The sequence below is a fragment of the Haladaptatus sp. genome (assembly GCF_049589095.1).
Taxonomy (GTDB): Archaea; Halobacteriota; Halobacteria; order Halobacteriales; family Haladaptataceae; genus Haladaptatus.
This window is the reverse complement of sequence record NZ_JBAWAC010000238.1, coordinates 1-11,143: the sequence shown is the minus strand read 5'-3', so window position 1 is coordinate 11,143 and position 11,143 is coordinate 1. Positions and strand designations below refer to the sequence as shown.

The window sequence follows — 11,143 nt, the reverse complement described above, 5'->3', positions numbered from 1 at the left end:
CGTCGGCGGCATGGGAAGCGCGACGGCGGCCCACCTCGCAAAGCGCGGCGAGAACGTCTTGGGCCTGGAACGCTACGATATTCCGCATTCGATGGGGTCCTCACACGGCGTGACGCGGATCATCCGGAAGGCGTACTACGAGCACCCGGACTACGTCCCGCTGCTGGAACGTGCCTACGAATTGTGGGACGAACTGGACGCCACGCATCCGACACGGCTTCTCCACACGACCGGATGTATCGTCGCTGGCCCGGAGGGCAGCGAGAAGGTCGCCGGTGCGCGCGAATCCTGTGAGACACACGGATTGGCGTTCGAACGGCTTTCCGCCGAAGAGGTGGGCGAACGATATCCGGGCTACGACCTGCCCGAGGGCTTCGTCGCTATTTTCGAACCGGACGGCGGCTTCCTTCACGTCGAACAGTGCGTCGTCGCGCACGTGAACGAGGCACACCGACACGGCGCGGAGATTCGCGCCCGGGAAGGCGTCCTCGACTGGGAGCCAACCGCCGACGGCGGTGTCCGCGTCGAAACGAGGGAGGGGAGCTACACCGCCGACACGATGGTCGTCACGGCGGGCGCGTGGGCCGCGAACATGCTGCCGATGCTGCGGGCCGAGGCGAGACCGGAGCGGCAAGTGCTGGGCTGGTTCCACCCCGACGACTCCGAGGCGTTCCAACCCGATTCGTTTCCGGTCTTCACGATGGGTTGCGAGGAGGGCTACTTCTACGGCTTCCCGGAGTACGGCGTTCCCGGGTACAAGGTCGGCAAGTACAACCACTTCCACGAGAACGTCTCCCCGGACGACGTGGCCGACCCGACGCCCGCTGACGAGCGCGTCCTCCGCGATTTCACGGAACGCTACTTCCCCGACGCGGCCGGACCGACGATGCGCTTGGAGACGTGTCTGTTCACCAACTCGCCGGACGAACACTTCATCATCGACGTGCTTCCGGACCACCCACAGGTCGTCGTCGGCGCGGGCTTTTCGGGCCACGGGTTCAAGCTGTCAAGCGTCGTCGGCGAGATTCTGGCCGACCTCGCCATCGACGGCGAGAGTCGCCACGATATCGAGTTGTTCTCGCTCGACCGGTTCTGACTCCGATCCGATTACCGCTCGACGCGGTACCACAGGTGTGTCACGTCGGGCGAGTCCACCACCCGCGTCTTTTCGAGTTCGAGCGGTTCGAAGTCGAGATGGTCGAACAAGCGAACCCCGTCCCCGAGCAGGACAGGGACGATGTGAAGTCGAATTTCGTCCAGAAGGTCCGCACCCAGAAACGCCTGGACAACGTTCGCCCCGCCCGCGACCGACACGTCGTCGGTACCCGCGGCCGCTCTTGCCCGTTCGAGCGCGCTCCCGACGCCGTCGGTGACGAAGGTGAACGTCGTTCCACCCCGTCGTTCCTCCGTTCCTCGATGGTCGTGCGTGAGGACGAACACCGGAACCTGAAACGGTGGGTCGTCACCCCACGGTTCCTCGCCGGTGTCGAACATCCGCTTTCCCATCACGACCGCGCCGACGTTCTCGAACGATTCGGCGAGGATGTCGTCGTCGATGCCCGTTTTCCCCCCGTCGAGACCGTGTAACTCGCGCCAACTCGCCAGTTCGTACACCCACTCGTGGAGTCGTTCGCCGCTGTCCCCCAGCGGGTTGTCGATCCCCGCGTTCGGCCCGGCGATGAACCCGTCCAACGACGTGGACAGTTCCGCGACGACGTTTCCGCTCGTTTCCTTGGTATCGGTTTCCGACGAGTCGGAAATCCCTCCGTTTGTCATCGTCTATTTCCCCCAGGACATTCGGAACGCTAGCAACCCCCTTAATTCTCGCCGCCATGCGGCCCGGCCACTGGGGTCGTTCGTCCCGCTACTCGAACCGCTCCACGCTGAACTCCTCGATATCGACCGGTTCGCCCATGATCTGATCGGCGACCAGTTTTCCGCTGTAGGGGCCAAGTTGGAGTCCGGTCGCGCCGTGACCGGTCGCCAGATGGACACCCTCGACGGTCGGAATTCGCCCCAAAACGGGCAGTTGGTCGGCCGAGCGCGGACGGAGGCCGACACGGATTTCCTCGATCGCCGCGTCGCCGAGTCCGGGCGCGACGCGAAGCGCCTCGCCGAGCACCTCGTGAACGCCGTCGGCCGTCGTGTGGGGTTCGAAGCCCGACCCGACTTCACGGGTCGCGCCGACGGCGACGCGGTTGTCCGACCACGGGACCATGTAGTGGCTATGATACGGGCTGAGGATGGGCCACGTGGAGGTATCCGTGTCGCCCAAATCGAGGTGGATGATCTGCCCGCGTTGAGGTTCTACTGGGATCGACACGCCGAGCGAGTCGGAAAATCGATCGGACCACGCACCCCCGGCGACCACGACCGCCGGAGCCTCGTACGTCGTCGCGTCGGCGGTTTCGACGCCCGTGACGGTTCCGTCCTCGTGGTGAATTTCGGTGACGTCCTTTCCGAAAACGGTGAGTCCGTGTTTCTTCGCCGCCCGGAGCAGCGCGCCGGTGAACGTCCGGGCGTCCACCCGCGCGGCACCGTCGTAGGCGCGACAGCGCCGAGTTTCGGCGAGGGCCGGGAACCGCGATTTCGCCTCAGCCGACGAGATTTCCTCCGTCGTTCCGGGCGCTGGCTGGCCGTATTTCTCCTGTCGTTCCAGAATCCGTTCGGATGCCGCGTCGTACTCCGGTACTTCGTCCTCGTCCACCGCGACCGAGAGCAGAGGACAGTCGGAGTAGCCCGTCTCCCCGTCCTGTTCGTTTTCGAGGCGTTCGACGACGTCGGGATAGTACGCCGCGGCATCGAGCGCGAACTCGAACCACTGGGTCGAGGCGGTTCGACTGCTGGTCGCTGGAGAGATGATACCCGCACCGGCGTCCGTCGCCCGTCCGGTGTCGTGGCGGTCGATGAGAAGCGTGTCCACGTCCTCACGTGCCAGGTGGTAGGCGACGGAGGCACCGACGATTCCGCCCCCGACGACGATTGCGTCGTACATGGCAGATGGTCGCATGCCCCCCACTTTGACGTATGGATACCGACAATCCGGACGCGAGTATGTCGGTGAGAGAAGTACGGACGTGAGATATCCATTCGTGTATTCTTGCAGATTCGATTTTGGGGACGTCCCACGTGAAATGGTATTCCAGCACCGAGGAAACGCGGCCTCGATATCAACGTCGTGAAATCCACGATAGTTGGGAGAGGGACCGTCACCACCGATTGGTACCCAATCTGTTATTGACGGTACCGTTCGATGATCAATTCGAAAAGTGTTGAGACAGCGAGCAGGACGCCGGTAATAAGTGGGAAAAATCCTGCCCAGTAAACTCCGCCAGGGTCAGTGTTCAGGTTCCAGATCGCATACAGACAGAGTATGAGCGTAATGGCCGCGAACGCCGTGAGCGCGCAGCGACCGATTCCACGCGGATTGGTGGAGCGTCCCCTGAATACGAGTATGGCTATCGAGAGTATCATCGGTGCAATGGCGCTTGGCGGCAGTGTGAGTAGTCCAGTGTGTATCCATTCCGGATACCACGGGTTGTAGTCCAGCGACAAAACGGTGCTAACGAGGGTGGCGAGCGCGAGGAGTGTTTCGAGTAGATGCGCAGTGCGGTCGGACGGCCAAGTACTCATATGTTCTTTCGGCGAGTTGGAAGGATATACTTCTGGGAGACGTAAAACGAATTTTAAGCCCGAAACGAGCTAGCGGAGTCGCACCCAGATTCCCCAGCAGAGCACGAGCACAAGAACGAAGAACCCGCCTGTGAAGAACGCGATGAACGAGATATCGAGGAGGCCGTGAGATGTCGGATTGCTCCCGGGTGGCCCACCACCGTACTCGAACGTCCGGTAGAGGACGTAGATAGTCGCGCCAAGGAGCAGTATCCCCGCACCAAATACCCGCGCGAGAAGATCTCGCAGGCCGTTCTTCCGGTTTTCGGTGCCGACGAAAAGCACGACCGGATCGTCGGGTGGCGCGTACACCGCCATCTCTCGCCCCTGTTCCGAGTACCGAGTATCTGCGACGCGAACGAGACCTGCGTTCTCAAGCTTCCCGAGGTGATACGAAATCGTTTGCAGCGAGTTGTCAGTACGGTCGCGCAGGTCACTAGGAGTTGCCGGATCGCTGTAAATCTCCGTGAGTAATGTGCGAGCAGTGGCCGAAGATATCGCGTCGAGTGCTTCGTCGATATTCTCGTCGTCAAGGCCAATGAGACGTGGATCACCACGTTGTGTCTCATCCACATCGCGGGCGGGTAGCCAATCCATACCCAAGATGGTTGAGTAATTGCCATAAAAATATGGATGCTTTGAATGGATATTTTCGTCACTTGTACGTACCGTCACTGGCGACGAGTCTCATAGCCAGTGGCACTCTGTACTCAACACGGCTTTTGCAACCTCACCGACCATGAGACAGAACACGGACGAAAGTTGCTTATCAGTTCATCCGAGTTCTGGGATCTTCGCTGTGAACCGTCCGTCGAATTTGCCCCTATCCCAAATCCGGGTCGGTGTCGACGAACCGGTCGATTTTCTCCGGCGCGCACCAATCCGTCGCCAGTTCCAGCAGTTGCACCAGCATCCGTCCCGTCGCGCCCCAGACGGTGAAGCCATCGACGTGGAAGTAGTGGATTACCACCTCGCCGTAGTGTGGGTGGTCGCGGTGTTCGTTCTCGTAGTTGTCGAAGTCCGTCAGTTCCGACACCGGGAGGACGGCGATTTCAGCCACTTCGCGCTCGTCGGGGTCGTACTCGCGGTCCGGGATTCTGACGACGAACGGACTGATGGAGTAGCCCGTTATCGTCCGGATATCGTCCAGTCGCCCGACGTTCTCGACTTCCTCGGGTCGAAGCCCGATCTCCTCGTGTGCTTCCCGGAGTGCGGTCTCCCAGAGATCGTCGTCGCCCGGTTCGTGTCCCCCGCCGACGAAACTCATCTGTCCCGGATGTTCGCCGAGGTGGTCCGCGCGCTTGGTGAAGAGGAGGGCGGGACCATCGTCGCGGTCGATAATCGGCACGAGGACGGCCGCCTCGCGTTGCTCGTCCGTGACCAACCGTGGTTCGTGGTCGGCCACCCGACCGAGGTTCATGTGTTTTCGTCGGTCCGTCCGGCCTTAATTTGCCCGGTCGGCGTGCGACTCGTTCTCGGAGCGCAATCGTTCGGCCTCATGACTCGTCCAACCGCTCGCGCACGTCGCCCGCCTCCACGGGCGCCCACGCTTCGAGGTCGTAGCTCACGTCCACGAGGTATCGCGCACGCTCCTCGTCGGCCGTTTCGGCCTCCTCGACGAGTCGCTCCTTCACGCGTTCGCCCAACCCCTCGCGGTCCGTGGTCCGCTCCGGAACGTCCATGATATGCGGTAGGTCCTCCGCGTTGTCGGGCAACGCCGGGAACGCCACCGGACCGGGTACGAGAACCGTTTCGCCGTCCTCGCCGGTGTCGGCATCGGTTCGTGTCTCCACGAGATAGAAGTCCCGCACGCCGTCTTCGATGACCGCCTCGAACGCCGATTCGTCCACCTCCTTTCCCTGTTTGAACGCCAACTCGGCGAGCGCCTCGGCCAGTTCCGCACGTGTCAGTGCCCCGAACAGGTCCACCACGCCCGCGAGCTCGTCTTTCGTCTCACTCATGTCGTCTCACTCGTTACCGGGAAGCGTCGGGCCACCGATATTAGTGTTCACTTTCCGGCACGGGAACGATGAACTCGGTCGACCTTCGTTCAGAACAGAAAGCATTTATTGAAATGGAAATATGGGATGAATATGGTCTCCTTCAGCATGATGCTCACCGGACTCGGTGTGCTCCCCCTCGGTGCCCTCGGCGTTAGATACGGGTACCAACTGTCGACGCCCGACAAGCAATCCGACTCCATCAGCAGTATGAACCCGTTCGATGAGGTCGAACCTGCGGGCTGGCGGGTGGCACTCACGCGATTCTGTTTCGGGGTACTCGGTACGACCGGCGCGGGAATGATCGTCATGTCGGTGTTTTCCTTCTAAACCGCGAAAACAGAAATCGAACGAACAGTAGAGAAGCTACAGCCGAGACAGCACTGCCTCGGTGACGTCCGCGGTGGTTCCGTCGCCGCCGAGGTCGGGCGTTCGCGGCCCGTCCGACAGCACGGATTCGACCGCCTCACGAACCGCCGCGCCCTCCTCGTCGTATCCCAGATGCTCCAGCAGCATCGCGGCCGAGAGGATGGTTGCCGACGGGTTCGCCACGCCCTCGCCCGCGATGTCCGGTGCGGTGCCGTGGACGGGTTCGAACAGCGCGTTGTCCGGCCCGATGTTGGCCGAGGGGAGCAGTCCCAATCCGCCGACCAATCCGGCGGCGAGGTCCGACAGCACGTCGCCTGCGAGGTTCGGACAGACGATGACGCCGAACTCGTCGGGGTGCAGACAGAGGTGAGTCGCCAGCGCGTCCATCAGCATCTCGTCGTGTGAAACACCCTCGCCGTCCGCCACGCGGTCCACCGTGTCGCGGAACAGGCCGTCGGTCTCGCGCATCACGTTCGCCTTGTGAGCGATGGTGAACTCCTCGTCGTCGCGTCCCTCGACGTACTCGCAGGCGAATTCGGCGAGCCGCTCGGACGCGGATTCGGTGACGACGCGGGTCAGCGTCGTCACGTCGTCGCTCAGGTTCGACTCGTGACCTGCGTAGACGCCCTCGGTGTTTTCGCGGAGGAAGACGAGGTCGGTCTCGGGTCGAAGCGCCTCGGTGCCCGGATAGGCCCGTGCGGGGCGCACGTTGACGAACGAGTCCACGACGCCGCGAAGCGGCAGAATGACCTCCGCCGCCGTCTCGCCCGCCGCGCCGAACAGCGTCGCGTCGGATCCCGACACGAGACTTCGGGTTTCCTCCGGCAACGCTTCGCCGGTTTCCGCCTTCACGGCGTCGCCCGCGTCGCCTTCCACGAACTCGAACTCCGGTCCGACGGCTTCGAGGACTCGCCGTGCCGCTGGTACTACTTCCTGTCCGATTCCGTCGCCGGGGATGACAGCGATTTGTTCGCTCATTGTTCGACGTAAGGGAGGCTTTCGGCCGTTTTCTCTACTTTCGCTTCGTTCGACTTCATCAGCGCCGTCGTGTCCCAGACGCCCTCCACGAGCGCCTGTCGCTGGGCGTCGTCCACGTTCGCCTCGACGGTTCGGCCGTCGTAGCGCACGGTTTCCTCCGCTACATCGACCTCTATTTCTGCATCGGGGTTCTCCTCGACGAAGTCCTGCAACGCCTCGACGGTCTCGGCATCAGCCGTGACGGTCGGGATGCCCAGCGCGAGGCAGTTTCCGGCGAAAATCTCGGCGAAACTTTCGCCGACGATGGCATCGATTCCCCAGCGAGCGAGCGCCTGCGGCGCGTGCTCGCGCGAGGAGCCACAGCCGAAGTTACCGTTGACGACCAGTATCGACGCGCCCTCGTGATCATCCTCGTTGAACGGGTGCGGTTGCGGGTTGTCGTCGGAATCGAACCGCTGGTCGAAGAACGCGAACTGTCCCAGGCCGTCGAAGGTGACGACCTTCATGAACCGCGCCGGGATGATCTGGTCGGTGTCGATGTCGTTGCCGTGCACCGCGATGCCGGTTCCGGATTCGTAGGTGATCTCTTCGGTCATGCGCTCACCACCTCCGACAGTTCGCGCACATCGGTCACTTCGCCGCGGATCGCGGCGGCCGCGACCATCTCGGGACTCATCAGGACCGTCCGGCCGTCCGGACTGCCTTGTCGTCCAACGAAGTTACGATTTGAGGAGGACGCGCTGGCCTCGTCGCCGTCGAGTTGATCGTCGTTCATACCCAGACACATCGAACAACCGGCCTGACGCCAGTCGAAACCGGCCTCGCGGAAGATTTCGTCCAACCCTTCCTCCTCGGCGGCGGCCTTCACGCGCTGGCTGCCGGGGACGACCATCGCCCGTACGTCGTCGTGGACTTCGCGCCCCTCGACGACTTCCGCCGCGCGGCGCAGGTCGGGCAGTCGGGCGTTGGTACAGGATCCGACGAACGCCACGTCGATGTCGTAGCCCGCCATCGTCTCGCCAGGTTCGACGCGCATGTGTTCCTGTGACTGTCGCGCCGTCTCCCGCTTCTCCTCGGGCAGGTCCTCTGGTGCGGGAATCGGTTCCGTGATGCCGACGCCCTGCCCGGGCGTCGTACCCCACGTCACCATCGGTTCGAGTTCGTCGCCGTCGATGACGACCACGTCGTCGTACTCGGCATCCTCGTCGGAGCGCACGGACTCCCAATAGGATTTGAGTTCCTCGAACTTCTCGGGGTCGTCCTCGAAGGCGTCCGTCTCCCGCAGGTACTCGTAGGTGGTCTCGTCGGGGTTGACGTAGCCCGCGCGAGCGCCGCCCTCAATGGACATGTTGCAGATGCTCATCCGGCCTTCCATGTCCAGATTTTCGATGGCTTCGCCCGCGTACTCGTACACGTAGCCGACGCCGCCGTCGGTGCCGAGTTGGCGGATGATTTCGAGGACGATGTCCTTCGCCGAGACGCCGGGGCCGAGTTCGCCCGTGACCTCGATCTTTCGGACCTTCTGTTTCTCCATCGCGATCGTTCCGGTCGCCAGCACGTCACGAATCTGGCTCGTACCGATACCGAACGCCAGCGCGCCGAACGCGCCGTGCGTCGCGGTGTGGCTGTCGCCACAGACGATGGTCATACCGGGCTGGGTCAGTCCCTGCTCCGGGCCGATGACGTGGACGATCCCTTGGTCGCCCGATTTCGGGTGCGAGAAGTTGATACCCGCTCCCTGCACGTTCTCCTCCAACTCCGACATCATCTCTTCCGCTGCCTCGTCGGCGTACGGACGCGACTGGTCGGCCGTCGGGACGATGTGGTCCACCGTCGCGTGGGTGTTCTCGGGATACGCGACCTCCATGTCGCGCTCCTCCAGCATGCCGAACGCCTGCGGACTCGTCACCTCGTGGACGAGATGCAGGCCGACGAACAGTTGGGTCTGTCCGGTCGGCAGTTCCGTTACCGTGTGGCGATCCCACACCTCGTCGTAGAGCGTTCCCTCACTCATCGGTACTGTACCCGATATTCGTGGCCGCGCTCGAAAACGCCCGCCGAGTCAGCGGCACCCGTCGGCGGCTCGTGCGATATTTCAGCCATCGTTTTCGTCGTCGATTCCTCGTCGTCCCCGCCATCGGTGGCGACCTGTCCACGGCTGAACAGCTGTGTCATCGCGCCGCGGTCGGCGTGGGGATGGACGTGGTTCACGTCCGCCATCGTTTCCGTCCGTCCGTTCCGGTTTTCCTCAGTCATCTGCTGTCACTCGCTCTTGTTCTCCTTCCTCGGATTCCGATTCCTCGTCTTCCGTTTCCGACCACGAGAACAGTTGGCGGAGACGGTCCCCGACCTCCTCGATTTCGTGGTTCTTCTCGGCCTTCCGCTTCTGACGGTACGACGGCCGCCCGGCCTGATTCTCGACGATCCACTGGCGAGCGAACTCGCCGTCTTGTACCTGCTGGAGGACCGTCTCCATGTTCTCACGGGCGTGGTCGTCGACGACGACCTCGCCGCGCGTCAGGCCACCGTATTCGGCGGTGTCGGAGACCGAATCCCACATCTCGCCGAGACCGCCCTCGTACATCAGGTCGACGATGAGCTTCATCTCGTTCAGGCACTCGAAGTACGCCATCTCGGGCGAGTAACCCGCATCGACGAGCGTCTCGTACCCGGCTTTGATGAGTTCCGTCACGCCGCCACAGAGGACGGCCTGTTCGCCGAACAGGTCGGTTTCCGTCTCCTCCTGGAACGAGGTCTCGACCACGCCTGCGCGGGTACAACCGATGGCTTTCCCGTAGGCGAGCGCCTCCTCCTTCGCCTCGCCGCTAGCGTCCTGATAGATGGCGAGCAGGCCCGGCGTTCCCTCGTCGGCCTCGTAGTTCCGGCGAACGAGGTGGCCCGGCGATTTCGGGGCGATCATCGTCACGTCCACGTCCTCCGACGGTTCGATCTGCCCGTAGTGGATGTTGAACCCGTGGGCGAACTGGAGCGTGTCGCCGGGTTCCAGTTCGGATTCGATGTCGGCGTACACGGCCGGTTGGACGGTGTCCGGCACGAGCACCGAAACGACCTGTGCTTCACTGGCCGCCTCTTTCGGCGTCGCAACGCGCAGGCCGTCGGCTTCCGCGGCCTTGCGCGAGGACGAACCCTCTCGCAGGCCGACCACCACGTCCACCCCGCTGTCAGCGAGGTTCTGTGCGTGGGCGTGGCCCTGACTGCCGTACCCGAGTACGGCCACCGTCTTGTCGTTCAGATAGCTGTCGTCCGCGTCTTCGTCGTAGTAGATCGTTGCGTCGTATTGGTTCGTCATTGTCGTATTCCTCAGTTGTCTGCTTCGTCGTTCGTCGCGCTATGCGGGTCCTCGGGTGGTTGGGTCGAATGACCCGGTTCCTCGCCCGGCGTCGTCGGCGTGTCGCCGCGTGCCAAGGCGGTCTGGCCGGTTCGTGCGATCTCGATGATCCCGAACTGGCGGAAGGCGTCCACCGCGTCGTCGATCTTCTGCTGGTCGCCGGTGATCTGAACCGTGATGGTTCGCGGCCCGGCGTCCAGCGTCTGGCCCTCGTACATCTGCGTGATGGCGTGGACCTCGTCCGGCTTGTTGCCCCGAACTTTCAACAGCACCAGTTCGGCGCGCACGGCGGGGTCATCGACCTCGCCCACCTGAATGACCGGCTTGAGTTTCGCCAACTGTTTTTCGACTTGGTCGATACCGGATTCGGTCTCCTCGACCACGAGCGTGATGCGGGCGTGGCCGTCCACGGTCGTCTTCCCGACCGTCAGGCTCTCGATGTTGAACCGTCGCCGGGAGAACAGCCCGGAGACGCGCGAGAGGACGCCCGGTTCGTGTTCGACCAGCGCGGAGACCACGGCGGTCCGTCGCCGTGGTTCGGCCTCCGCCTCCGGGTCGATGCGGATGCCCTGCTCGTTCCGGCGACCCTCGGGATGTGGTCGCTCGTCGGGAGCCGTGCCGGGCATTCCCGCGGATGGGGTTTGAGACGGGACGTCGTCCGTCGATTCTTCGCCGCTCATAGTTGGTCCTCCGAGAGGGCGAATTTACCGTTGGCTCCGCCGCTCGGCACCATCGGGTAGACGTTTGCGGCGGGGTCAACGTGGAAGTCGATGAC

The 11,143-nt window shown here is 63.1% G+C and carries 14 protein-coding genes; 2 read left to right on the top strand and 12 right to left on the bottom strand.

What is annotated here, in order from left to right:
* The coding region (gene solA / locus WBV42_RS07870; protein WP_423985531.1) for an N-methyl-L-tryptophan oxidase at positions 1-1,096 on the top strand (1,096 nt) is incomplete at its 5' end.
* Between the two features lie 11 nt (positions 1,097-1,107).
* Here the strand turns inward: solA and WBV42_RS07865 are convergent.
* From WBV42_RS07865 to WBV42_RS07840, 6 genes are all read right to left on the bottom strand, one after another.
* Positions 1,108-1,776, bottom strand: coding sequence for a dihydrofolate reductase family protein (locus WBV42_RS07865; RefSeq protein WP_423985530.1), 669 nt, complete (start codon positions 1,774-1,776; stop codon positions 1,108-1,110).
* Positions 1,777-1,864: 88 nt separating this feature from the next.
* Positions 1,865-2,995 carry an NAD(P)/FAD-dependent oxidoreductase gene (locus tag WBV42_RS07860; protein WP_423985529.1) on the bottom strand — a complete coding sequence of 377 codons (1,131 nt, stop codon included), beginning with the start codon at positions 2,993-2,995 and terminating at the stop codon, positions 1,865-1,867.
* Positions 2,996-3,234: 239 nt separating this feature from the next.
* Entirely contained in the window at positions 3,235-3,633 is a 399-nt protein-coding gene (locus WBV42_RS07855) for a hypothetical protein (RefSeq protein WP_423985528.1), read from the bottom strand.
* 69 nt (positions 3,634-3,702) lie between these two features.
* Positions 3,703-4,269 carry an ArsR/SmtB family transcription factor gene (locus WBV42_RS07850; RefSeq protein ID WP_423985527.1) on the bottom strand — a complete coding sequence of 189 codons (567 nt, stop codon included), beginning with the start codon at positions 4,267-4,269 and terminating at the stop codon, positions 3,703-3,705.
* Between the two features lie 226 nt (positions 4,270-4,495).
* Positions 4,496-5,092, bottom strand: a complete 597-nt coding sequence (locus WBV42_RS07845) for an NUDIX hydrolase (RefSeq protein WP_423985526.1) — start codon at positions 5,090-5,092, stop codon at positions 4,496-4,498.
* A gap of 76 nt (positions 5,093-5,168) precedes the next feature.
* Positions 5,169-5,633, bottom strand: coding sequence for a DUF7109 family protein (locus WBV42_RS07840; protein ID WP_423985525.1), 465 nt, complete (start codon positions 5,631-5,633; stop codon positions 5,169-5,171).
* A gap of 132 nt (positions 5,634-5,765) precedes the next feature.
* On the opposite strand from WBV42_RS07840, the gene WBV42_RS07835 reads away from it, so the two are divergent.
* On the top strand, positions 5,766-6,002 hold the full coding sequence (locus tag WBV42_RS07835) for a hypothetical protein (RefSeq protein ID WP_423985524.1): 237 nt from the start codon (positions 5,766-5,768) through the stop codon (positions 6,000-6,002).
* 36 nt (positions 6,003-6,038) lie between these two features.
* On the opposite strand, the gene WBV42_RS07830 is transcribed toward WBV42_RS07835, so the two are convergent.
* From WBV42_RS07830 to ilvN, 6 genes are read right to left on the bottom strand one after another with little or no spacing between them, the layout of a single operon-like run.
* Positions 6,039-7,019, bottom strand: a complete 981-nt coding sequence (locus WBV42_RS07830; protein WP_423985523.1) for an isocitrate/isopropylmalate dehydrogenase family protein — start codon at positions 7,017-7,019, stop codon at positions 6,039-6,041.
* Positions 7,016-7,615, bottom strand: a complete 600-nt coding sequence (gene leuD / locus WBV42_RS07825; RefSeq protein WP_423985522.1) for a 3-isopropylmalate dehydratase small subunit — start codon at positions 7,613-7,615, stop codon at positions 7,016-7,018. Before leuD ends, WBV42_RS07830 begins: the two co-directional genes overlap by 4 nt.
* Positions 7,612-9,033, bottom strand: a complete 1,422-nt coding sequence (gene leuC, locus WBV42_RS07820) for a 3-isopropylmalate dehydratase large subunit (RefSeq protein ID WP_423985521.1) — start codon at positions 9,031-9,033, stop codon at positions 7,612-7,614. The genes leuD and leuC overlap by 4 nt, the downstream gene beginning before the upstream one ends.
* Complete coding sequence (locus tag WBV42_RS07815) at positions 9,030-9,275, bottom strand: hypothetical protein (RefSeq protein ID WP_423985520.1); 246 nt, start codon at positions 9,273-9,275, stop codon at positions 9,030-9,032. Before WBV42_RS07815 ends, leuC begins: the two co-directional genes overlap by 4 nt.
* Positions 9,268-10,329 (bottom strand): ketol-acid reductoisomerase, encoded by a 1,062-nt coding sequence (ilvC, locus tag WBV42_RS07810; RefSeq protein ID WP_253228626.1) that lies wholly within the window; start codon positions 10,327-10,329, stop codon positions 9,268-9,270. Before ilvC ends, WBV42_RS07815 begins: the two co-directional genes overlap by 8 nt.
* A gap of 11 nt (positions 10,330-10,340) precedes the next feature.
* Positions 10,341-11,048, bottom strand: a complete 708-nt coding sequence (gene ilvN, locus WBV42_RS07805) for an acetolactate synthase small subunit (RefSeq protein ID WP_423985519.1) — start codon at positions 11,046-11,048, stop codon at positions 10,341-10,343.
* Positions 11,049-11,143: the final 95 nt, after the last annotated feature.

What these genes read in the sequence shown, in the direction of transcription:
- WBV42_RS07865 (WP_423985530.1), bottom strand. Translation starts at nt 1,776, where the DNA reads ATGACAAACGGAGGGATTTCCGACTCGTCGGAAACCGATACCAAGGAA.
- WBV42_RS07860 (WP_423985529.1), bottom strand. Translation starts at nt 2,995, where the DNA reads ATGTACGACGCAATCGTCGTCGGGGGCGGAATCGTCGGTGCCTCCGTC.
- WBV42_RS07855 (WP_423985528.1), bottom strand. Translation starts at nt 3,633, where the DNA reads ATGAGTACTTGGCCGTCCGACCGCACTGCGCATCTACTCGAAACACTC.
- WBV42_RS07850 (WP_423985527.1), bottom strand. Translation starts at nt 4,269, where the DNA reads ATGGATTGGCTACCCGCCCGCGATGTGGATGAGACACAACGTGGTGAT.
- WBV42_RS07845 (WP_423985526.1), bottom strand. Translation starts at nt 5,092, where the DNA reads ATGAACCTCGGTCGGGTGGCCGACCACGAACCACGGTTGGTCACGGAC.
- WBV42_RS07840 (WP_423985525.1), bottom strand. Translation starts at nt 5,633, where the DNA reads ATGAGTGAGACGAAAGACGAGCTCGCGGGCGTGGTGGACCTGTTCGGG.
- WBV42_RS07835 (WP_423985524.1), top strand. Translation starts at nt 5,766, where the DNA reads ATGGTCTCCTTCAGCATGATGCTCACCGGACTCGGTGTGCTCCCCCTC.
- WBV42_RS07830 (WP_423985523.1), bottom strand. Translation starts at nt 7,019, where the DNA reads ATGAGCGAACAAATCGCTGTCATCCCCGGCGACGGAATCGGACAGGAA.
- leuD (WP_423985522.1), bottom strand. Translation starts at nt 7,615, where the DNA reads ATGACCGAAGAGATCACCTACGAATCCGGAACCGGCATCGCGGTGCAC.
- leuC (WP_423985521.1), bottom strand. Translation starts at nt 9,033, where the DNA reads ATGAGTGAGGGAACGCTCTACGACGAGGTGTGGGATCGCCACACGGTA.
- WBV42_RS07815 (WP_423985520.1), bottom strand. Translation starts at nt 9,275, where the DNA reads ATGACTGAGGAAAACCGGAACGGACGGACGGAAACGATGGCGGACGTG.
- ilvC (WP_253228626.1), bottom strand. Translation starts at nt 10,329, where the DNA reads ATGACGAACCAATACGACGCAACGATCTACTACGACGAAGACGCGGAC.
- ilvN (WP_423985519.1), bottom strand. Translation starts at nt 11,048, where the DNA reads ATGAGCGGCGAAGAATCGACGGACGACGTCCCGTCTCAAACCCCATCC.